The organism is Pseudomonas sp. LG1D9, assembly GCF_002949995.1.
Classification (GTDB): Bacteria; Pseudomonadota; Gammaproteobacteria; order Pseudomonadales; family Pseudomonadaceae; genus Aquipseudomonas; species Aquipseudomonas proteolytica.
Genome location: NZ_CP026881.1, coordinates 2,332,544 through 2,354,529 on the forward strand (window position 1 = coordinate 2,332,544; position 21,986 = coordinate 2,354,529).

20 protein-coding genes are annotated in these 21,986 nt (G+C 59.6%); 3 read left to right on the plus strand and 17 right to left on the minus strand.

Annotated elements, in window-relative coordinates:
* Nucleotides 1-38 precede the first annotated feature (38 nt).
* From C5F71_RS11270 to C5F71_RS11305, 8 genes are all read right to left on the minus strand, one after another.
* The gene (locus tag C5F71_RS11270; RefSeq protein WP_029289445.1) at nucleotides 39-923 is read right to left on the minus strand and encodes an ABC transporter permease subunit; all 885 of its coding nucleotides are present in this window, start codon (nucleotides 921-923) and stop codon (nucleotides 39-41) included.
* Complete coding sequence (locus C5F71_RS11275) at nucleotides 920-1,840, minus strand: ABC transporter permease subunit (protein ID WP_029289447.1); 921 nt, start codon at nucleotides 1,838-1,840, stop codon at nucleotides 920-922. Before C5F71_RS11275 ends, C5F71_RS11270 begins: the two co-directional genes overlap by 4 nt.
* Nucleotides 1,837-2,979 carry an ABC transporter ATP-binding protein gene (locus C5F71_RS11280; RefSeq protein WP_029289449.1) on the minus strand — a complete coding sequence of 381 codons (1,143 nt, stop codon included), beginning with the start codon at nucleotides 2,977-2,979 and terminating at the stop codon, nucleotides 1,837-1,839. The genes C5F71_RS11275 and C5F71_RS11280 overlap by 4 nt, the downstream gene beginning before the upstream one ends.
* Nucleotides 2,980-3,046: 67 nt before the next feature.
* Nucleotides 3,047-4,141 carry a polyamine ABC transporter substrate-binding protein gene (locus tag C5F71_RS11285; protein WP_029289451.1) on the minus strand — a complete coding sequence of 365 codons (1,095 nt, stop codon included), beginning with the start codon at nucleotides 4,139-4,141 and terminating at the stop codon, nucleotides 3,047-3,049.
* Nucleotides 4,142-4,361: 220 nt separating this feature from the next.
* Entirely contained in the window at nucleotides 4,362-5,459 is a 1,098-nt protein-coding gene (locus tag C5F71_RS11290; protein ID WP_104912613.1) for a polyamine ABC transporter substrate-binding protein, read from the minus strand.
* A 195-nt stretch (nucleotides 5,460-5,654) separates the two neighbouring features.
* A complete protein-coding gene (locus C5F71_RS11295) occupies nucleotides 5,655-7,019 on the minus strand; it encodes an aspartate aminotransferase family protein (RefSeq protein WP_104911151.1) in 1,365 nt (454 codons plus the stop codon).
* Nucleotides 7,020-7,074: 55 nt separating this feature from the next.
* Entirely contained in the window at nucleotides 7,075-8,433 is a 1,359-nt protein-coding gene (locus C5F71_RS11300) for a glutamine synthetase family protein (protein ID WP_029289457.1), read from the minus strand.
* A 39-nt stretch (nucleotides 8,434-8,472) separates the two neighbouring features.
* Nucleotides 8,473-9,261, minus strand: a complete 789-nt coding sequence (locus C5F71_RS11305; RefSeq protein WP_104911152.1) for a gamma-glutamyl-gamma-aminobutyrate hydrolase family protein — start codon at nucleotides 9,259-9,261, stop codon at nucleotides 8,473-8,475.
* A gap of 278 nt (nucleotides 9,262-9,539) precedes the next feature.
* Between C5F71_RS11305 and C5F71_RS11310 the strand changes: the two genes are divergently transcribed.
* Together C5F71_RS11310 and C5F71_RS11315 are read left to right on the plus strand one after the other, a co-directional pair.
* Nucleotides 9,540-10,916: a glutamine synthetase family protein gene (locus C5F71_RS11310; protein ID WP_029289461.1), complete on the plus strand. Its 1,377-nt coding sequence runs from the start codon at nucleotides 9,540-9,542 to the stop codon at nucleotides 10,914-10,916.
* A gap of 369 nt (nucleotides 10,917-11,285) precedes the next feature.
* Nucleotides 11,286-11,915 carry a TetR/AcrR family transcriptional regulator gene (locus C5F71_RS11315; protein WP_029289463.1) on the plus strand — a complete coding sequence of 210 codons (630 nt, stop codon included), beginning with the start codon at nucleotides 11,286-11,288 and terminating at the stop codon, nucleotides 11,913-11,915.
* Between the two features lie 114 nt (nucleotides 11,916-12,029).
* Here C5F71_RS11315 and C5F71_RS11320 read toward each other — a convergent pair whose 3' ends face one another.
* The 8 genes from C5F71_RS11320 to C5F71_RS11355 all read right to left on the minus strand — a co-directional run bounded on the left by C5F71_RS11320 (nucleotide 12,030) and on the right by C5F71_RS11355 (nucleotide 19,172).
* A complete protein-coding gene (locus C5F71_RS11320; protein ID WP_003213899.1) occupies nucleotides 12,030-12,245 on the minus strand; it encodes a molybdopterin-binding protein in 216 nt (71 codons plus the stop codon).
* 27 nt (nucleotides 12,246-12,272) lie between these two features.
* Nucleotides 12,273-13,079, minus strand: a complete 807-nt coding sequence (ssuB, locus tag C5F71_RS11325) for an aliphatic sulfonates ABC transporter ATP-binding protein (RefSeq protein ID WP_104911153.1) — start codon at nucleotides 13,077-13,079, stop codon at nucleotides 12,273-12,275.
* Nucleotides 13,076-13,864: an aliphatic sulfonate ABC transporter permease SsuC gene (gene ssuC / locus C5F71_RS11330; protein WP_029289469.1), complete on the minus strand. Its 789-nt coding sequence runs from the start codon at nucleotides 13,862-13,864 to the stop codon at nucleotides 13,076-13,078. Before ssuC ends, ssuB begins: the two co-directional genes overlap by 4 nt.
* A 9-nt stretch (nucleotides 13,865-13,873) precedes the next feature.
* Entirely contained in the window at nucleotides 13,874-15,022 is a 1,149-nt protein-coding gene (gene ssuD / locus C5F71_RS11335) for an FMNH2-dependent alkanesulfonate monooxygenase (RefSeq protein ID WP_029289471.1), read from the minus strand.
* A gap of 25 nt (nucleotides 15,023-15,047) precedes the next feature.
* Nucleotides 15,048-16,016 carry a sulfonate ABC transporter substrate-binding protein gene (locus C5F71_RS11340; RefSeq protein WP_029289474.1) on the minus strand — a complete coding sequence of 323 codons (969 nt, stop codon included), beginning with the start codon at nucleotides 16,014-16,016 and terminating at the stop codon, nucleotides 15,048-15,050.
* 108 nt (nucleotides 16,017-16,124) lie between these two features.
* Nucleotides 16,125-16,718 carry an NADPH-dependent FMN reductase gene (gene ssuE / locus C5F71_RS11345; protein ID WP_104911154.1) on the minus strand — a complete coding sequence of 198 codons (594 nt, stop codon included), beginning with the start codon at nucleotides 16,716-16,718 and terminating at the stop codon, nucleotides 16,125-16,127.
* 314 nt (nucleotides 16,719-17,032) lie between these two features.
* Entirely contained in the window at nucleotides 17,033-17,671 is a 639-nt protein-coding gene (locus tag C5F71_RS11350) for a peroxiredoxin (protein WP_104911155.1), read from the minus strand.
* Nucleotides 17,672-17,846: 175 nt separating this feature from the next.
* Complete coding sequence (locus C5F71_RS11355) at nucleotides 17,847-19,172, minus strand: OprD family outer membrane porin (RefSeq protein ID WP_029289480.1); 1,326 nt, start codon at nucleotides 19,170-19,172, stop codon at nucleotides 17,847-17,849.
* Between the two features lie 369 nt (nucleotides 19,173-19,541).
* Between C5F71_RS11355 and tauA the strand changes: the two genes are divergently transcribed.
* Nucleotides 19,542-20,528, plus strand: a complete 987-nt coding sequence (gene tauA / locus C5F71_RS11360) for a taurine ABC transporter substrate-binding protein (protein ID WP_104911156.1) — start codon at nucleotides 19,542-19,544, stop codon at nucleotides 20,526-20,528.
* 133 nt (nucleotides 20,529-20,661) lie between these two features.
* Here the strand turns inward: tauA and argA are convergent, their stop codons facing one another.
* Nucleotides 20,662-21,960 (minus strand): amino-acid N-acetyltransferase, encoded by a 1,299-nt coding sequence (gene argA, locus C5F71_RS11365; protein ID WP_029289484.1) that lies wholly within the window; start codon nucleotides 21,958-21,960, stop codon nucleotides 20,662-20,664.
* Nucleotides 21,961-21,986: the final 26 nt, after the last annotated feature.

The window sequence follows — 21,986 nt, forward strand, 5'->3', positions numbered from 1 at the left end:
GGCTTGCCTGCTCCCACATTTTGACCGCGTACCGGGCTTTAGACCGGTGCGGGCGCCCGGCGTACATCCGGCTGTTTCCAGCCATCCGCTGCCGCTTCTTCGATGGCTTGCTGGATCGCCTTCTTGCGCCGCTCTTCAGCGCGACGGCTGAAGTACCACACCAGGAATGTCACCAGCGACACCGCCAGCAGGATCAGGCTGGCCACGGCGTTGATCTCGGGTTTGACCCCAAGGCGCACCGCCGAGAACACTTCCATCGGCAAGGTGGTGGAGCCCGGGCCCGAGACGAAGCTGGCCAGTACCAGGTCATCCAGGGACAGCGCGAACGACATCATGCCGCCCGCCGCCAACGACGGCGCGATCATCGGGATGGTGATCAGGAAGAACACCTTCCACGGCCGCGCACCGAGGTCCATGGCCGCTTCTTCGATCGACAGGTCCAGCTCACGCAGGCGCGCCGACACCACCACCGCCACATACGCCGCACAGAACGTGGTGTGGGCGATCCAGATGGTGACAATGCCACGCTCCTGGGGCCAACCGATCATCTGCGCCATGGCCACGAACAGCAGCAACAGCGACAGACCGGTGATCACTTCCGGCATCACCAGCGGCGCCGTCACCAGGCCGCCGAACAGCGTGCGGCCCTTGAACTGGCTGATACGGGTCAGCACAAACGCCGCCAACGTACCCAGCGCCACCGCGGCCACCGCCGTGTAGCAGGCGATTTCCAGGGAGCGCGCCACCGAGCCCATCAACTGGGTGTTGTCCAGCAGGCCCACGTACCACTTGATCGACCAACCGCCCCACACCGTCACCAGTTTCGATTCGTTGAACGAATAGATCACCAGGATCAGCATCGGCAGGTAGATGAACAGCAGCCCTACGACCAGCATGAAGCTGGAGAAACTGAAGCGCTTCATACCTTGCCCTCCATCTCTTTGGCTTGGCTGCGGTTAAACAGAATGATGGGCACGATCAGGATCGCCAGCATCACCACCGCCAGGGCAGAAGCCACCGGCCAGTCGCGGTTGTTGAAGAACTCTTGCCACAACACTTTACCGATCATCAGGGTTTCCGGGCCGCCCAGCAGTTCCGGGATCACGAACTCGCCCACCACCGGGATGAACACCAGCATGCAGCCGGCGATGATGCCGTTCTTGGACAGCGGTACGGTGATTTTCCAGAAGCTGTTGAAGGTGCTCGAACCCAGGTCCGATGCCGCTTCCAGCAGGCTCTGGTCATGTTTGACCAGGTTGGCGTACAGCGGCAGGATCATGAACGGCAGGTACGAATAGACCACACCGATATACACCGCAATGTTGGTGTTGAGGATCTGCAACGGTTCGTTGATCAACCCCATGGACATCAGGAAGCCATTGAGCAAGCCGTTGTTGCTGAGGATGCCCATCCACGCATACACGCGGATCAGGATCGCGGTCCAGGTCGGCATCATGATCAGCAGCACCAGCACGGTCTGCATCTCTTTGCGCGCACTGGCGATGGCGTAGGCCATCGGGTAGCCGATCAGCAGGCACAAGGCCGTGCTGAAAAACGCCATCTTCAACGAGCCCAGGTAGGCGGCGATGTACAGCTCGTCGCCGGCCAGCAGGCTGTAGTTGGCCAGGTTGAGCACCACCTCCAGCTTCTGCTCGATGTAGGTGTAGATCTCGGTGTAGGGCGGGATCGCCACGTCGGCTTCGGCAAAGCTGATCTTCAGGACGATGAAGAACGGCAGCATGAAGAACAGGAACAGCCACAGGAACGGAATCCCGATGACCACCTGCTTGCCGCTGGGAATTATTCGGTGCAGTCGCCGTTTGAATTTCTTCATGTTCATGAGCGAAGTACCACGCCGCTGTCGTCTTCCCACCACACGTAGACCTGGTCACCCCATGTCGGCCGCGCGCCACGGCGTTCGGCGTTGGCAACGAAGGACTGCACCAGCTTGCCGCTCGGCAGTTCGACGTAGAACACCGAGTGGCCGCCCAGGTAGGCAATGTCATGCACCTTGCCGCTGGACCAGTTGTGCTCGCAGGTCGGCATTTCGGTGGTGACCAGCAGTTTTTCCGGGCGGATGGCGTAGGTCACCGACTTGTCTTCCACCGACGTGGCGATGCCATAGCCCACGTAGATATCGCGGTCCAGGTCGGCACACTTGAGCACCGCATGGCCTTCGGCGTCATCCACCACCACGGTGTCGAAGATGTTGACGTTGCCGATGAACTCGCACACCAGGCGGCTGGTGGGGGTTTCGTAGATATCGATCGGGCTGCCGATCTGCGCGATCCAGCCCAGGTGCATGATCGCGATGCGCTCGGCCATGGTCATGGCCTCTTCCTGGTCGTGGGTCACCATCACGCAGGTCACGCCGACGCGCTCGATGATCTCCACCAACTCCAGTTGCATCTGCGAGCGCAGCTTCTTGTCCAGGGCGCCCATCGGCTCATCGAGCAACAGCAGTTTCGGGCGTTTGGCCAAGGACCGGGCCAGGGCCACGCGCTGACGCTGGCCGCCCGACAGCTGGTGCGGCTTGCGCTTGGCGTACTGGCTCATCTGCACCAGCTTGAGCATCTCGGCCACGCGGGCCTCGACCTCGGCCTTGGGGATCTTGTCCTGTTGCAGGCCGAAGGCGATGTTCTGCGCCACGGTCATGTGTGGGAACAAGGCGTAGGACTGGAACATCATGTTGATCGGCCGCTCGTAGGGCGGCATGTCGGTGATATCCACACCGTCGAGGAAAATCCGCCCTTCGGTCGGGCGCTCGAAACCTGCGAGCATGCGCAGCAAGGTGGACTTGCCCGAACCCGAACCGCCGAGCAAGGCAAAGATCTCGCCTTTCTTGATTTCCAGGGACACATCGTCCACGGCAATCGTCTCGTCGAACTTCTTCGTGACCCGGTCGATTTTGACCAACACCTTTTTCGGTGTCTGGTCGCCCTCGAGGGCTTTCTTATAGGCGCCGGAGGCAACTGCCATTTACGAAACTCCCAGAAAAAAAGAGTGCAGAACGTCCAATACGGACGAACGTTGGATAGTTTTAGCCTTACTTGCCCGTCTTGACCTTGGTCCAGCTACGGGTCATCAAGCGTTGCACTTTCGGGGGTAGCTCGAAGTTGACAAACGTCCGGTCGAGAACCGCCTGCGGTGGATAAACCGCTTCGTCGGTGCGTATCGATTGCTCCATCAGCGTGTCCGCCCCTGGGTTAGGGTTGGCGTAGCCGACGTAATCACTGACCTGAGCGATCACTTCAGGTTGCAGTAGATAGTTGATGAAGGCGTGGGCCTCTTTGACGTTGGTCGAGTCCTTGGGGATCGCCAGCACGTCAAACCACAGGTTGCCGCCTTCCTTGGGAATCGCGTAGGCGATGTTCACGCCCTTGCCAGCCTCGGCCGCCCGGGCCTTGGCCTGGAACACATCGCCGGAGAAGCCCGCAGCCACGCAGATATTGCCGTTGGCCAGGTCCGAGATGTATTTGGATGAGTGGAAGTAGGTCACGTAGGGCCGCACTTTCAGGAGTTTTTCCTCGGCCTTTTTATAGTCAGCCGGGTTGGTGCTGTTCGGGTCCAGGCCCATGTAGTTGAGCACCGCCGGCAGCATTTCATCGGCCGAGTCCATGAAGGACACACCGCAGCTGGCCAGCTTCTTCATGTTTTGTGGCTCGAACAGCACGGCCCAGGAGTCGATCTTGTCGACGCCCAGCACTTCCTTCACTTTATCGACGTTGTAGCCAATGCCGTTGGTGCCCCACAGGTACGGCACCGCGTATTGGTTGCCCGGGTCGTTCTTTTCCAGGCGCTTGAGCAGCGCCGGGTCGAGATTGGCGTAGTTGCCGAGCAACGACTTGTCGATCTTCTGGAACGCGCCCGCCTTGATCTGCTTGCCCAGGAAGTGGTTGGACGGCACCACCACGTCATACCCGGTGCGCCCGGCCAGCAACTTGCCTTCCAGGGTTTCGTTGGAATCGAACACGTCGTAGACCGGCTTGATGCCGGTGGCCTTTTCAAAGTTGGCCAGGGTGTCGGGGCCGATGTAGTCCGACCAGTTATAAACATGCACGGTGGAAGCTGCCTGCACGCTGACTGCCAACGTGAGGCCCGCCCCTACCAGCAAGGCTTTGCGAAATAAAGAAATTGGCAAGTGGAGGTCCTCTTAAATAGTTGGGCCCGAAGTTGTTGCCCGGCAACAAAACCGGCGCGCAACTTACCCTCGATAAACCGATCCGGCAAAACTTTCTGTCATTTAATTTTTTGTAGGAGCGAGCTTGCTCGCGAAGGTCGTCAACGATAACGCGGGGCATCAGGCACCCCGCGGCGCATTTGAGTTTTTCGCGAGCAAGCTCGCTCCTACAGGTTCGTGCTTATTTACCCGATTTGATTTTGGTCCAGCTGCGCGTCAGCAGACGCTGGGTCGCGGCTGGCAGATCGCTGATTGCATACAGCTTGGCCTTCACATCATCCGACGGATAGATGCTCGGATCGCCCGAGATATCCTTGTTCACCAGCGGCGTGGCGGCCTTGTTACCGTTCGGGAAACGTACGCTGTTAGTGATTGCCGCCATGACTTCAGGCTTCATCAGGTAGTTCATGAACTGGTAGGCGGCGTCCAGGTTCTCGGCATCTTTAGGGATAGCGACCATGTCGTAGAAGCTGCCTGCGCCTTCCTTGGGAATGGCATAGGAAACCTTGACCTTGCCGCCGGCTTCAGCCGCGCGGGACTTGGATTGTTCCAGGTCACCCGAATAACCCACGGCTACGCAGATGTTGCCGTTGGCCAGGTCCGAGATGTACTTGGAGGAGTGGAAGTAGCCCACCGAAGGACGGATCTTGAGGAACAGTGCTTCGGCTTCAGCCAGTTGCTTCTTGTCCTGGCTGTCGGTCGGGTAACCCAGGTAGTGCAGGGCCACCGGGATCATTTCGGTTGGCGAGTCGAGGAAGCTCACGCCACAGCTTTTGAGTTTCTCGATGTTCTCGGGTTTGAACAGCACGTCCCACGAGTCGATCTTGTCTACGCCCAGCGCAGCCTTGACCTTGTCCGGGTTGTAACCGATGCCGATGGTGCCCCACATGTACGGGAATGCGTGCAGGTTGCCTTTGTCACTGGCATCGCCCACGGCCTTGAGCAGGTCGGTATCGAGGTTTTTCCAGTTTGGCAGCTTGGACTTGTCCAGCTCCTGGTACACACCGGCCTTGATCTGCTTGGCCAGGAAGTTGTTCGACGGTACGACGATGTCGTAGCCGGACTTGCCCGCCAACAGCTTGGCTTCCAGGGTTTCGTTGCTGTCGAAAACGTCGTACACCACTTTGATGCCGGACTCTTTCTCAAAGTTGGCAATGGTGTCCGGTGCAATGTAGTCGGACCAGTTATAGACATGCAGTACTTTGCTGTCCGCCTGGGCCGCGCCCGCCATCACGCCCATCAGGGACAAGGCCAGGAGGGTCTTGCCAGCGTTCTTCAAACCTAATGCCTTCATTCGGTCATGCTCCAATTTTTTCTTTTTTGGGCCACATTTTTCTACGTTTCATGGCCCGTCGAAGGGCAACAAAACAGGGCGACAGTCTGGCAAGTTCAGGGGCCGGCTTTCAACCAAAGCCCCGCATTTATCATTGCCCGAATGCAACAGCCGCAAGCCGCTGCATTCTGAGCCTAGCACTTAGCCCTGCAATGCCGCCAAAGTCAGGTCCAGGCACTGGCGAGCCTTGGTCACCAGCTCGTCAATCTCGGCCTTGCTGATCACCAGCGGCGGCGAAATGATCATGGTGTCGCCCACGGCGCGCATGATCAGGCCATTCTCGAAGCAGAAGGTGCGGCAGATCATGCCCACGCCCTTGCCTTCGTAACGCTTGCGCGTGGCCTTGTCCTGCACCAGCTCGATCGCACCCAACATGCCGACACCACGGACTTCGCCCACCAACGGATGATCCGCCAGCTCGCGTAGACGCTTTTGCAAATACGGTGCCGTTTCGTCATGTACACGGCTGACAATTTTCTCATCGCGCATGATGCGGATGTTTTCCAGGGCCACCGCAGCCGCCACCGGGTGCCCGGAGTAGGTGAAGCCGTGGTTGAAATCGCCACCTTCGTTGAGCACTGCCACCACTTCGTCGCGCACGATCAGGCCGCCCATGGGGATGTAGCCCGAGGTCAGGCCCTTGGCGATGGTCATCATGTCCGGCTTGAGATCGTAGAAATCGCTACCGAACCACTCACCGGTACGGCCAAAGCCGCAGATCACTTCGTCGGCGACAAACAGGATGTCGTACTTGGCGAGGATTTCCTTGATGCGCGGCCAGTAGGTCGCTGGCGGCACAATCACGCCGCCGGCGCCCTGGATCGGCTCGGCAATAAAGGCACCGACGTTGTCCACGCCGACTTCCAGAATTTTCTCTTCCAGTTGGTTGGCCGCCCAGATCCCGAACTCTTCGGGGCTCATGTCGCCGCCTTCGCCAAACCAGTACGGCTGAGCGATATGCACGATGCCCGGGATCGGCAAGTCGCCCTGCTCGTGCATATAGGTCATGCCGCCCAGGCTCGCGCCGGCCACGGTAGAGCCGTGGTAGCCATTCTTGCGGCTGATGATGGTTTTCTTGTTTGGCTGGCCCTTGATCGCCCAGTAGTGGCGGACCATGCGCAACATGGTGTCGTTGCCTTCGGAGCCGGAACCGGTGAAGAACACATGGTTCATGCCGGCGGGGGCGATATCGGCGATGGCCTTGGCCAGTTCCAGCACCGGCGGGTGGGCGGTCTGGAAGAACAGGTTGTAGTAAGACAGTTGTTTCATCTGCTTGGCAGCGGCGTCAGCCAGCTCGTCGCGGCCATAACCGATGGCCACGCACCACAGGCCGGCCATGCCGTCGAGGATCTTGTTGCCTTCGCTGTCCCACAGGTACACGCCCTTGGCGTTGGTGATGATGCGCGGGCCTTTCTCTTTCAACTGCTTGAAGTCGCTGAACGGTGCCAGGTGATGCTCGTTGCTCAGGGCTTGCCATTCACGGGTTTGCGGGTTGTTGCTGGACATACCAATCTCCAATAGGTAGGTGAAGGTGCGGCGTATCCCGGCCGCACCCGGCGCATCAGACGGCGAAGAGCAGGAATTCCCGCTCCCACGAACTGATCACGCGCTTGAAGTTTTCATGCTCGGCCCGCTTGACCGCGACGTAGCCAGTGATGAATTTGTGACCCAGGTATTTCTCGATGGTCTTGCTGTTTTCCATGCGTTCCAGCGCGTCTTCGATGGTCAACGGCAGGCGCAGGTTGCGCCGCTCGTAACCACGCCCCACAACAGGCGCGCTTGGGCTGATGCCTTCGACCATGCCGATATAGCCACACAGCAGGCTGGCGGCGATCGCCAGGTAAGGGTTGGCATCGGCGCCAGGCAGGCGGTTTTCCACGCGACGGTTCTGCGGGCCGGCATCCGGTACGCGCAGGCCGACGGTGCGGTTTTCTTCGCCCCACTCCACGTTCACCGGCGCCGAGGTGTCGGGCAGGAAGCGGCGGAACGAGTTGACGTTGGGCGCGAACAGCGGCAGCAGCTCGGGGATGAACTTCTGCAGGCCGCCGATGTGGTGCAGGAACAGCTCGCTCTTGGAACCGTCCTCATTGGAGAACACGTTCTTGCCGGTGGCGATGTCGATGATGCTCTGGTGCAGGTGCATGGCGCTGCCCGGCTCACCGGTCATGGGCTTGGCCATGAAGGTGGCGGCCACGTTGTGCTTGAGCGCGGCTTCACGCATGGTGCGCTTGAACACCAGGATCTGGTCGGCCAGGGACAGGGCATCGCCGTGACGGAAGTTGATTTCCATCTGCGCCGTGCCGTCCTCGTGGATCAGGGTGTCGAGGTCCAGCTCTTGCAGCTCGCACCAGTCATAGACGTCTTCGAACAACGGGTCGAATTCGTTGGCCGCTTCTATAGAGAAGGACTGGCGACCGGTTTCCGGGCGGCCAGAGCGGCCAATCGGCGGTTGCAGCGGGAAGTCCGGGTCTTCGCAGCGCTTGGTCAGGTAGAACTCCATCTCCGGCGCCACGATGGGCTGCCAGCCTTTGTCGGCGTAGAGCTTGAGGACTTTCTTGAGTACGTTGCGCGGCGACAGCTCGATCGGGTTGCCTTGCTTGTCGTAGGTGTCGTGGATCACCTGGGCGGTGGGCTCGATGGCCCAGGGCACGAGGAACACGGCGTTCTGGTCGGGGCGGCAGATCATGTCGATGTCGGCCGGGTCGAGCAGTTCGTAATAGATGTCGTCTTCGACATAGTCGCCGGTCACGGTCTGCAACAGAACGCTCTCGGGCAGGCGCATGCCTTTTTCGGCGATGAACTTGTTGGTCGGCGAGATCTTGCCCCGGGTGATCCCCGTGAGGTCGCCAATCATGCATTCGACTTCTGTGATCTTGTGGTCTTTCAACCAATCGGTGAGCTGGTCGAGGTTGTTACTCATAAATGCCTCTGGGCTGGGTTTCCTGACATCCATTAAAGGTCAGGCGTTGTTTGACGCGTGCGCGTCTCTTTGTTTCGCCCGCGTTCGGCAGGCATCGCCAAATGCCTGGAAGATCGCGAGGTAGTACGGGTTGGAGCTTACCTGCCATTCAGGGTGCCATTGCACTCCTAATGCAAAAGCGTCTGCAAAAGCCTTGCCCTGTTTGAGCGAAAAAGCCTCGATCAGGCCGTCCGGCGCGCTCGCTTCGACCTGCAGGCCGGGCGCCAGGCGGTCAACGCCCTGGCTGTGGATCGAGTTGACCTGGATCGTGTCCGGCAAGCCCAGACTCGCCAATACGCCACCCGAGCTGATCGCCACGGAGTGCGCCGGGCCGTACTGGACTTCCAGCGGCTGGGTATCGTCTTCGCGGTGGTCGAGCATACCCGGCAACTCATGAACCTTCTGGTGCAGGCTGCCGCCCAGGGCCACGTTCATTTCCTGGAAGCCCCGGCAGATCCCCAGCACCGGCACGCCTGCGGCAATCGCGGCGCGAATCAGCGCCAGGGTGCTCTGGTCACGGGCAGGATCATGGGCAGTCCCTGGCGCGCTGGCCGGACCGTCATAATGATGGGGTTCGATATTGGAAGGGGAGCCGGTAAAGAGAATGCCGTCCAGACCGTCAAGAATATTGGCCGGTTCGAACAGGTCCGCCAGGGACGGAATAATCAATGGCAGGCCCTTGGCAGCGATGGCCACGGCGCGGACGTATTTGTCGCCACTGATGTGATAAGCATGCAGACCAACCTGTTTGGAGCAGGCGGTGACGCCGATTAACGGCAGGCCAGACATGAAGCACCCCGGTATTATTGCTGTTATGGGTTTGAATCGAGCTTAGCCTTGTTCATTTTTTTACACAACACCCCCGTAAAAAATACAACACGGCCCGCTCAAGCCTGCCAGTCCCAAGCCGGGCAAACCGATAAAACTGCCCAAAAAAGCCGCAAAAAAGCCCTCAAGGCGCTTTTTTAGGGCAAAAAAGGCCTCGCTTGACTTCGGCATGCCGTTCGGGTTGACTGAAACCAGAAAAGATCAATGATTGATATTTTTAACAACAAAGGTGTTGCATCATGTCGGTACCCCCGCGTGCCGTTCAGCTTAACGAAGCGAACGCGTTCCTTAAGGATCATCCTGAGGTTCTGTACGTAGACCTTCTAATTGCGGATATGAATGGTGTGGTGCGCGGTAAGCGCATCGAACGCACCAGCCTCCACAAGGTTTACGAGAAAGGCATCAACTTGCCTGCCTCTTTATTTGCCCTGGATATCAATGGCTCGACGGTGGAAAGCACCGGCCTGGGTCTGGACATCGGTGATGCTGACCGAATCTGTTATCCAATCCCCGATACCCTGTGCAATGAACCCTGGCAAAAGCGCCCTACCGCGCAACTGCTGATGACCATGCACGAACTTGAAGGTGAACCTTTCTTCGCCGATCCGCGCGAAGTGCTCCGCCAAGTTGTAACCAAGTTTGACGATATGGGCCTGACCATCTGCGCAGCCTTCGAGCTTGAGTTCTACCTGATCGACCAGGAGAACGTGAACGGCCGCCCACAACCTCCCCGCTCGCCGATTTCCGGCAAACGCCCGCACTCGACACAGGTCTACCTGATCGACGACCTCGACGAATACGTCGACTGCCTCCAGGACATTCTGGAAGGTGCCAAAGAGCAAGGCATCCCGGCCGACGCCATCGTCAAGGAAAGTGCCCCGGCGCAGTTCGAAGTGAACCTGCACCACGTCGCCGACCCGATCAAGGCATGCGACTACGCGGTACTGCTAAAGCGTTTGATCAAGAACATTGCCTACGACCATGAGATGGACACCACCTTCATGGCCAAGCCTTACCCGGGCCAGGCAGGCAACGGTTTGCACGTGCATATTTCGATCCTGGACAAAGAAGGCAAGAACATCTTTGCCAGCGAGGATCCCGAGCAGAACGCCGCATTGCGTCACGCGATCGGCGGTGTGCTGGAGACCCTGCCTGCACAAATGGCTTTCCTGTGCCCCAACGTCAACTCCTACCGTCGTTTCGGCGCACAGTTCTACGTGCCGAACTCGCCGTGCTGGGGCCTGGACAACCGCACCGTGGCGATTCGCGTCCCTACCGGCTCGTCCGACGCGGTACGTATCGAACACCGCGTGGCCGGCGCCGATGCCAACCCTTACCTGCTGATGGCTTCGGTCCTGGCGGGCGTGCACCACGGTCTGACCAACAAGATCGAACCTGGCGCACCGGTGGAAGGCAACAGCTACGAGCAGAACGAGCAAAGCCTGCCGAACAACCTGCGTGACGCACTGCGCGAGTTGGACGACAGCGAGGTGATGGCCAAGTACATCGATCCGAAATACATCGATATCTTCGTCGCCTGCAAGGAAAGCGAGCTGGAGGAGTTCGAACACTCCATCTCCGACCTTGAGTACAACTGGTACCTGCATACCGTGTAAACGGATTGTGGTGAGCGGGCTTGCTTGTGGTGAGCAGGCTTGTCTGTGGCGAGCGGGCTTGCCCCGCGCTGGGCTGCGAAGCAGCCCCAAAACAAACACCGCGATGCATCAGATGCATCGCGGTGTTTTTGAATGAGGGCCGCTTCGCAGCCCAGCGCGGGGCAAGCCCGCTCGCCACAGACAAGCCCTAGCCACAACAAGCCCACTCACCACAAACAAGCCCTAGCCACAACAGGCCCACTCACCACAAACAAGCCCTAGCCACAGACAGGCCCACTCACCACAAACAAACCTGCTCCCCACAACAAGCCCTATCTGTACCGATATGGATCTCTGCGTACAATGCGCTCTGCCTTGTAGGAGACTTCCATGACCACCCGCCCCGCCGCCCCTCGCAAACCCCGCGCCCGCAGCCAGGCCCGGATCGACGCGATCCTCGACGCCGCCCGCACCTTGCTGGCAGCCGAAGGCGTGGCCAGCCTGTCGATCTACAGCGTGGCCGAACGGGCGCAGATTCCGCCGTCATCGGTGTATCACTTTTTCGCCAGCGTACCGGCCTTGCTCGAAGCATTGACGGCTGACGTACACGCCGCATTCCGCGCCGCGCTACAAGCCCCCATCGACCACGACAGCCTGCATCACTGGCGCGACCTGTCGCGCGTGGTGGAGCTGCGTATGCTGACCATCTACAGCAACGACGCCGCCGCCCGGCAATTGATTCTCGCCCAGCACGGCCTCACCGAAGTGACCCAGGCCGACCGCCAGCATGACCTGGAGTTGGGAGACTTGATGCTGCAAGTGTTCAACCGCCACTTTGAAGTGCCGGTGCTGCCGGCAGATGTGGACGTGTTTGCCCTGGCGCTGGAGCTAAGCGACCGCGTTTACGCGCGCTCAGTGCATCAGCATGGGCAGATCACCCCGCGCATGGCGGAGGAAGGGATGCGGGTGTTTGATGCGTATGTGGGGCTTTATTTGCCGGTGTTTTTGCCTAAGCGATAAGGGTTGTGGTGACTGGGCCGGCCTCTTCGCGGGCAAGCCCGCTCCCACACTTTAAATGCATTCGCAGATCGAAATGTGGGAGCTGGCTTGCCTGCGATAGCGGTCTGAAGCCGATCACAGCTTGGCGATCGACACCTCGGTGGACTTCACAAACGCAATCACTTCACTGCCAATCACCAACTCCAGCTCTTTCACCGAGCGGGTGGTGATCACGGAGGTGACGATGCCGGACGCGGTCTGCACGTCGATTTCCGACAGTACGTCGCCTTCGACGATTTCCTTGATGGTGCCTTTGAACTGGTTACGCACGTTGATCGCTTTGATAGTCATGGTGTTACTCCTTAAGGGACAAGTGAGTTATTGCGCCCAACGCAATTGCGTAGGCAACGGTGAAACAGGTTCCGGCTCCGGCGGCGTACCGGGCAGTGACAGCACACGGTTGAGGACTTCGGTTTCCAGGGCCGCCAGGCGATGGGAGCCACGGACCCGCGGGCGTGGCAGTTCCACATGCAGGTCGAGGCCGATTTCGCCGTCTTCGATCAGGATTACCCGGTCGGCAATGGCCACGGCTTCGCTGACGTCATGGGTCACCAGCAACACGGTAAAACCGTGCTTGCGCCACAGGTTTTCGATCAGTTGCTGCATCTCGATGCGGGTCAGGGCATCCAGCGCACCCAAGGGCTCATCCAGCAGCAACAGGCGCGGCTGGTGAATCAGGGCGCGGGCCAGGGCCACCCGTTGTTTCTGGCCACCGGACAACGCCGCCGGCCATTCATCGGCGCGCTCGGCCAGGCCGACCGCTTCCAGCGCCTCAAGCGCCTGGGGCCGCCAGTTGCCTTTTAGGCCCAGGCCGACGTTATCGATGATCTTTTTCCACGGCAGCAGGCGCGCTTCCTGGAACATCAGCCGCGTGTCTTCGAGCGCTTCGCTCAGGGGTGCAGAGCCTGCAAGCAACTCGCCACTGCTGGCGCTATCAAGGCCGGCCAGCAGGCGCAGCAAGGTACTTTTGCCACAGCCACTGCGGCCCACTACAGCCACGAACTGGCCCGCCGGGATGTGCAGGTCAATCTCGCGCAGGACTTCCCGCGTGCCGAACGCCTTGCGCAGCTTGCGCACCGCTAACGGAATGCCCCGCAGCAGGCGTGGAGGTTGTTGAGCGGTCATGCCGCACCTCCTTTGTGTACTTGATAGGCCGGATGCCAGCGCAGCCACACCCGCTCCAGGCCACGCGCCGCGAGGTCCGCCAATTTGCCGAGCACCGCGTACAGCACAATCGCCAGCACCACCACGTCGGTTTGCAGGAACTCCCGGGCATTCATCGCCAGGTAGCCGATACCGGAGCTGGCGGAAATGGTTTCCGCGACGATCAGCGTCAGCCACATAAAGCCCAGGGCAAAACGCACCCCCACCAGAATCGATGGCAACGCGCCCGGCAGGATCACCTGGCGAAACAGGCTGAACCCCGACAAGCCATAACTGCGCGCCATCTCCACCAGTGCCGGATCGACGTTGCGGATGCCGTGATAGGTGTTGAGGTAGATGGGGAACAGCGTGCCGAGGGCGACCAGGAAAATCTTCGCCGTCTCATCAATGCCGAACCACAAAATCACCAGCGGGATCAGCGCCAGATGCGGCACGTTGCGAATCATCTGCACCGAGCTGTCCAGCAGGCGCTCGCCCCATTTCGACAGGCCGGTGATAAAACCCAGGGCCAGGCCAATGCCGCCGCCGATCACAAAACCCAGGCCCGCGCGCCAGCCGCTGATGGCCAGGTGGGTCCAGATCTCACCGCTACTGACCAGGTGCACGCCGGCCGCAATCACTGCGCTGGGGGCCGGCAAAATCCGGGTCGACAGCCAGCCCGCCGACACCGACAACTGCCACACCGCCAGCAACAGGATCGGCAGTGCCCAAGGCGCCAGCCGATGCAGAATCCGTTGACTATTCATGACGGCGCCTCAGCTCTGCGACGCGGCTTTGGGAAGAATGTCGTTGGCCACCATCTCGCCAAACGGGCTGACGTAACCGGCACTTTTCGGCAGCTCGGGACGTTCGATATCCAGGTGCGGGAACAGCAACTCTGCAACCCGGTACGACTCTTCCAGGTGTGGATAACCGGAAAAAATAAAGGTGTCGATGCCCAGGTCCGCGTACTCCTTGACCCGCGCCGCCACGGTCGGCCCATCGCCCACCAGTGCCGTGCCGGCGCCGCCGCGTACCAGGCCGACGCCGGCCCACAGGTTGGGGCTGACTTCGAGGTTGTCGCGACTGCCTCCATGCAAGGCGGCCATGCGCTGCTGGCCAACCGAATCAAAGCGCGACAGCGAGGCCTGGGCACGTGCGATGGTGTCGTCGTCCAGATGGGAGATCAGTTTGTCGGCGGCTTTCCATGCCTCCTCGTTGGTTTCACGCACGATCACATGCAAGCGAATACCGAAGCGCACGGTGCGCCCAAGCTTGGCCGCCTTGACCCGTACCTGCTGGATTTTTTCCGCGACTGCCGCTGGTGGTTCGCCCCAGGTCAGGACCATTTCCACTTGTTCGGCTGCCAGGTCCTGGGCCGCTTCGGAAGAACCGCCGAAATACAACGGCGGGCGTGGCTGCTGGATCGGCGGGTAGAGCAACTTGGCGCCTTTGACGCTGATGTGCTGGCCGTCGTAGTCCACGGTTTCGCCTTCCAGCACGCGCCGCCAGATGCGGGTGAATTCCACCGAGGCCTGGTAGCGCTCCTCATGGCTGAGGAACAGGCCATCACCGGCCAGCTCTTCTGGATCACCACCGGTCACCAGGTTGAACAGCGCCCGTCCACCGGACAGCCGGTCCAGGGTCGCTGCCTGACGCGCCGCCACCGTCGGCGAAATGATGCCGGGGCGCAGGGCAACCAAAAATTTCAGACGCTGGGTCACCGGGATCAGCGAGGCGGCCACCAGCCACGAGTCTTCGCAAGAACGACCGGTGGGGATCAGTACCCCGCCAAAGCCCAGGCGATCAGCGGCCTGGGCCACCTGCTGCAGATAACCGTGATCTACGGCGCGAGCGCCTTCGGCGGTGCCAAGGTAATGGCCGTCGCCGTGGGTGGGCAGGAACCAGAAAATATTGAGGCTCATGGAGTTGTCTCCTGAAGAAGTCGGATTACGGCGCTTTGGCAACGGTCGCAGGTGGCGTCCAGATCACGTCCTTGATGCTCAAGGGCTTGGGAATCAATTTGAGCTGGTAGAAGGTGTCAGCGATTTTCTGCTGCGCGGCGACCACTTCCGGGGTCAGGAACAGCGCGCCGTAGCCCTGGCGTTTGACCGAGGTCAGGGTGATGTCAGCCGGCAGGCCGAGCAGCGGCGCAACTTGTTGGGTGACTTCCTGGGGGTTGGCCTTGGACCATTCGCCTACGGCACGCACTTCTTCCACCAGCGCCTTGATCACGTCCGGATGTTTTTCGGTGTAGGGCTTGGTGGCCAGGTAGAACTGGTGGTTGTCGGCAATGCCGGTGGCGTCACGTAGGGTGCGGGCTTGCAGTTGTTGCTCGGCGGCCGCCTGGTACGGGTCCCAGATGACCCAGGCGTCGACACTGCCTCGTTCGAAGGCGGCACGGGCGTCGGCGGGCGGCAGGAACACGGTCTGTACGTCGGTGTATTTCAGGCCGGCGTCTTCCAGGGCGCGCACCAGCAGGTAATGCACGTTGGAGCCTTTGTTGAGCACGACTTTCTTGCCCTTGAGCTCGGCCACCGATTTGATCGGCGAGTCCTTGGGTACCAGGATGGCCTCGCTGGTCGGCGCTGGCGGTTCGTAGGCGACGTAGAGCAGATCGGCACCGGCGGCCTGGGCGAACACCGGTGGGGTTTCGCCGGTGACGCCAAAGTCGATGGAGCCGACATTCAGCCCTTCGAGCAACTGCGGGCCACCGGGAAACTCGGTCCACTGCACGGTCACGCCCTGGTCGGCCAGGCGTTTTTCCAGGGTGCCCTTGGCCTTGAGCAGCACCAGGGTGCCGTATTTCTGATAACCGATCCGCAGGGTTTCAGCGGCCTGGGCTTGAACAATGGCGCCGAAGGACACAGCCGCAGCAAACAGTGCGACCAGGCCCCGACGCAAGATGATAGTGCGCATGGCGCTCTCCAAATTGACGATTAGGGTTGTGGCTGCACCTGCTTGGCCGTTGGCGGCTGAGTAAGGTGAGGGTTTTGTATTCGGGTGTGGCTTATATTCGGGTGTGGCTTAGATGCTCCAGCGAGCACTCAACAAACGTTCATTCAACACATGGGGGTCCAGCGGTTGCGGGCGGCGGGCCATGGCGCTGTAGAACTGTTCCAGGGCTTCGCTCAAGCGTTGTTCAAGGATCGGCACCAACTGCGCCTGGGCACTGCCTTCGCCATAGGCGATCTGGCTGTCCTCGGCAAAAATTCCGTGCAGCAGCTCCTGGGCTTTGAGTGCCGACAGCACTGGCTTCAAGGCGTAGTCCACCGCCAGCATGTGGGCAATGCTGCCGCCGGTGGCCATGGGCAATACCACTTTGTGGGCCAGGGCGCGTTCCGGCAGCAGGTCGAGGACGGTTTTCAGCGCGCCGGAAAACGACGCCTTGTACACCGGCGTGGAGATCAGCAAACCATCGGCATTGGCCACCTGGGCCAGCAGGTCGAGGACCTTCGGGCTGTCGAAGCGGGCATACAGCAAATCTTCGGCCGGGAAGTCCCGTACCTGATAACTCACCACTTCCACGCCTTGCTGCTGCAACCAGCGCCGGGAGTGATCCAGCAAGACCCCGGAGCGGGAACGCTGACTGGGACTGCCACCAAGTGTTACGACCAGCATCGGGAGTTTCCTTGAGCAAGTGTCGGCGGTTCGCGGTGCGGCGATGGCGCCAAGATGGAACAGACCTTATCAGCAGATTTATATATCTATAAATCTTATTTTTTCATTTGTTTATTCTTAAATTGCATATAAGAAAAATCATTTATCAGGCGAAAAAAAAGGCCGTCGAGACGGCCTGAAAACCCCTGCTATGTGAGTCGGTTCTGATGCAATGTTTGCAGCGTTTGTACGGGCGCCATCGCGGGCAAGCCCGCTCCCACAGGGGAATGCGGTCAACTGTGGGAGCGGGCTTGCCCGCGATGGCAGTATCAGCTTCAGCGGTTGGGTTGTGGGGTCAGCCGCAGATACGGCTTGACCGCGCGATAGCCCTTGGGAAAGCGCTTTTTGATCTCATCCTCATCCTTGAGCGACGGCACGATCACCACTTCATCACCGTCCTGCCAGTTGGCCGGAGTGGCGACTTTGTAGTTATCGGTCAGTTGCAAGGAGTCGATCACCCGCAGGATTTCGTGGAAGTTGCGCCCGGTGCTGGCCGGGTAGGTGATGGTCAGGCGAATCTTTTTGTTCGGGTCGATCACGAACAGCGAACGCACGGTCAGGGTGTCGTTGGCATTGGGGTGGATCAGGTCGTAAAGGTCCGAGACCTTGCGATCGGCATCGGCCAGGATCGGGAAGTTGACGATCGTGTTCTGGGTTTCGTTGATGTCTTCGATCCACTTGTGGTGGGAGTCCACCGGGTCCACCGACAGGGCAATGGCCTTGACCCCACGCTTGGCGAACTCATCCTTGAGCTTGGCGGTGAAGCCCAGTTCGGTGGTGCACACCGGGGTGAAGTCCGCCGGGTGGGAAAACAGCACGCCCCAGCTATCGCCCAGCCACTCGTGGAAACGAATCTTGCCGGCGCTGGAATCCTGTTCAAAGTCGGGGGCGATATCGCCCAGTCTGAGGCTCATGGTGTGGCTCCTGATGAGTGCTTATGCAACCCACTGTGCCTGCGCCGATGAGATTTTAAAAAGAATAAATATCGATTTATTTAGACCATAAAGGAATATGAAGCGGTGCGTTGATTGACCAATTTCTGGGCAAAAAAAACCTCGCAATTATCGCGAGGTTTTTTCTCAACGGTTCTTACAGGAAGCTGTAAGTGTAGTTGAAGATCAGACGAGTCTGGTCCTGGTCCTGAATGCCAGTGCCGCTACCGCGATAGACACCGTGACGCAGGGTGGTGCCAAAGCCTTTGAGAGCGCCCTGCTGAATGGTGTAGTCGATACGCATATCGCGTTCCCACTCGGACTGGTCACTGCCACCGTTCTTGGCTTTGATGTTGTCGCCATGCAGGTAAGCAATCGAGGTTTTCAAACCTGGAACGCCCAATGCAGCGAAGTCATAGGAGTACTGACCGAAGGTGGTGTTTTCACCCGCACGCACGAAGGAGTTGATCATGCTATCGGTGAAGAGGTAGAAGCTGGAACCGCCGGCGCCTTCGTTACGACCGTTGCCGTCGACAACACCGCCCTGGTTCAGCCAGACGAAACCGCCGTCATCGTTGACACGCTGATGACCGACCATGAACGCACTGCCACCCAGGCTATAGGTGAACATGGCGCTCCAGGTTTTGTTATTGACTTCGCCTGCGTCCTTCGCATAACCACCATTGTTGTTGAACTGGTAGCCAGCCTGGCCGTTCTTGCCGTCGGAGCTGCTATCGAAGTAGCGCACGTCGGTTTTGAACGACTGACCTTCGGTGATCGGGTAGACGTGAACCAGACCCAGGAAGTGCTGCTTATAGAAGTCTTCCAGGTTGGCGTAGTAGTACTGCAGGGTCAGGTCTTTGGTGACCTTCCAGTCAGCACCGCCATAACGGAACTTGTTGCTTTCCTGGCTGGCGCCTGCAACCGACAGGCCAGTGCTGTTGCTCGAGGCACGGCCAGTGGCGTGTTCAAGTTGACCGGCGTTGAACGTCACGTTGTCGATTTCTTTGGAGGTGATGGTGCCGCCTTCAAAGGTTTGCGGCAGCAGACGGCCATCGCTTGCGATCACGACCGGCAGGTTCGGAGCCAGGGCCCCGCCCAGATGGGCCTCGGTCTTGGAAAAACGAGCTTTTACGTTGGCGCTCGCGCTGCTCCAGCTGCTCACGGCCGAACCGTCGGTGTCGCTTGGAACAAAGGAGTTGTTGTCTGGGTGATGACCACGGCCACCATCTAGGTGAAAGCCGACCAATGCCTGGGCATCGATACCAAAGCCGACCGTGCCTTCAGTGAAACCAGACTGGACGTTGAACTTCAGGCCGGTGGCCGTTTCGCGCTGGTCAGCGCCGCCTTCACGCTGATCGTTATCAAAATACAGGGTCCGAGAACTTACGGATGCCTTGGTGTCTTCAACAAAACCAGCGGCGCCTGCTTGCTGGGCCAAAACCCCAGCCGCGATGGCGAACGCCAATGTGGACTTCTTCATGTACCGCTCCTCTCGTTTCTAATTTTTGTAGTTCTTTGGTCTCGGGTCTGACGCCCTCGATCCACAGACGCGCGATTAGCGCCAGATAGTGACTGACAAGTCAATCGCAACCTTGTGTGTCTACTACCTTCGTCTAACCGCAGTTGATTTGGTCCCTGCAGGGTAATGAGTTTTTCATACACCCAAAAAGAATTATTTCATCCTTTTTCATACTATTCAGGAATAACACTTTCCATGATGCGACGATCCCGCAGCGGGGTATCGCTCCATAAGCTAATTCCTAAAGGGTATTTATTGGCCATTTTTTAGATCGTTTAGTGTGAGCAAAATCTCGCACACGTCACTCACGATCAAAAAGGCGACGCCATCATGGCCAAACGCGCATCCTCTAGTCAATTTGTTACAGTTTTACTATCGCTTACACTTTCTTTTGGCGTGCAAGCAGCCAATCTCACCATCGGTTACCAAACCGGGATTGACCCCAGCAAAGTGCCCCAGGCCGACGGTGTTTATGAGCAAGTCATCGGCCAGCAGATCGACTGGCGCCGCTTCAACAGCGGCCCGCAAGTGGTCACCGCGATTGCCTCCGGCGATGTGCAGATCGGCAACCTCGGCTCCAGCCCGTTGGCGGCCGCCGCATCCCGTAACCTACCCATCGTAGCGTTCATCGTATCGGCCCAGATCAATAGTTCTGAAGCTTTGGTAGTGCGCAACGACAGTCACATTGACGCACCCAAGGACCTGATCGGCAAAACCATCGCCACACCTTTTGTCTCCACATCCCACTACAGCCTGCTCGGGGCCTTGAAACACTGGGGCCTGGACACAAAGCAGGTCAAAGTGGTGAACCTGCAACCAGGCGAAATTGCCGCAGCCTGGAAACGCGGGGATATCGACGGCGCGTTTGTCTGGTCGCCGGCCCTGGGGGAAATCCGCAAGACCGGCAAGATCCTCACCGATGCTGCCCAGGTCGGCCAATGGGGCGCGCCGACGTTCGAGGTGTGGGTGGCGCGCAAGGATTTTGCCGAGAAGCATCCTGAGGTGGTGGCCAAGTTTGCCAAGGTCACCCTGGATTCGTTTGCCGAGTATGCGGCCCATAAAGCCAGTTGGACGGTGGATTCGGCGCCGGTGCAGAAGATCGCCAGGTTGACCGGCGCAAACGCCGCAGATATTCCCGAACTGCTGGAAGGCAGCACCTTCCCCGATGCCCGGGCGCAGCAAACCGACGCCTTGCTTAATGGTGGGACAGCCAAGGCCATTGGAGATACGGCGAAGTTTCTCAAGGAACAAGGGAAAGTAGAGACAGTGCTACCGGACTATTCAGTCTACGTGACCGGAAAATTCATCAAAGAATAAACCCGGACAAAGAATGTGGGAGCGGGCTTGCTCGCGAAGGCGGTGTGCCAGTCAATAAATGTGCTGACTGACACACTGCCTTCGCGAGCAAGCCCGCTCCCACATTAGGTATTGGGTGTACCGAATACCGTGTTTACAGGGTCTTCTCGAAGATCTTCGAATTACGCTGAAAGTTGTACAGCGAAGCCCGCGCCGACGGCAGGCGATCCACGCTGCTTGGCACAAAGCCGCGCTCGCGGAACCAGTGGGCGGTACGGGTCGTCAGCACGAACAGGGTCTTCAAGCCTTGGGTGCGGGCGCGGGTTTCGATGCGCTCGAGCAGCTCATCACCACGGCCGCCATGGCGATACTCCGGATTGACCGCCAGGCACGCCAGCTCACCCGCCTCCGAGTCGGCAATGGGGTACAGCGCGGCGCACGCGATGATCATGCCTTCGCGCTCCACCACGCTGAACTGTTCGATTTCCCGCTCCAGCACTTCCCGCGAACGGCGCACCAAAATGCCCTGCTCTTCCAGTGGGCTGATCAGGTCCAGCAGGCCGCCGACGTCTTCAATCGCCGCCTCCCGCACCAGTTCGAACTGCTCCTGGGCCACCAGCGTACCGCCGCCGTCCCGGGTAAAGAGTTCGGTCAACAGCGCACCGTCTTCGACATAACTGACGATATGGCTGCGCCCCACGCCCCCACGACAGGCCTCGGCCGCCGCATCCAGCAGTTCGGCCTGGTAGTTGTTGCCCAGGCGTTGCAGGTGCGCCGGTACTTGCTGCGGACGCAGCTCGCGCACCAGTCGGCCGTTTTCGTCGATCAGGCCCAGGTCGGCGCCAAACAACAGCAGCTTGTCGGCGCCCAGGTCGATGGCGGCGCGGGTGGCGACGTCTTCACAGGCCAGGTTGAAAATCTCCCCGGTCGGCGAATAGCCCAATGGCGACAGTACGACGATGGAGCGTTCGTCCAGCAGGCGGTTGATGCCCTTGCGGTCGACCCGGCGCACTTCGCCGGTATGGTGGTAATCGATACCGTCCAGCACGCCGATCGGCCGTGCGGTCACCAGGTTGCCACTGGCTACCCGCAGGCGCGAGCCCTGCATTGGCGAGGACGCCATGTCCATGGACAGTCGTGCTTCGATAGCAATACGCAAGTGGCCGACCGCGTCGATCACGCACTCCAGGGTCGCGGCATCGGTGATGCGCATGCCATCGTGGTAATGCGGGGTCAGGCCGCGAGCGGCGAGGCGGGTTTCGATTTGCGGGCGCGAACCATGCACCAGCACCAGGCGCACGCCGAGGCTGTGCAGCAGCACCAGGTCGTGGACGATGTTGCCGAAGTTGGGATGATCCACACCGTCGCCCGGCAGCATGACCACAAAGGTGCAGTCACGGTGGGCATTGATGTAAGGCGAAGCGTGACGAAGCCAATTGACGTATTCGGGCATAAACCTGGGCCTGTTATAAAAAGCAG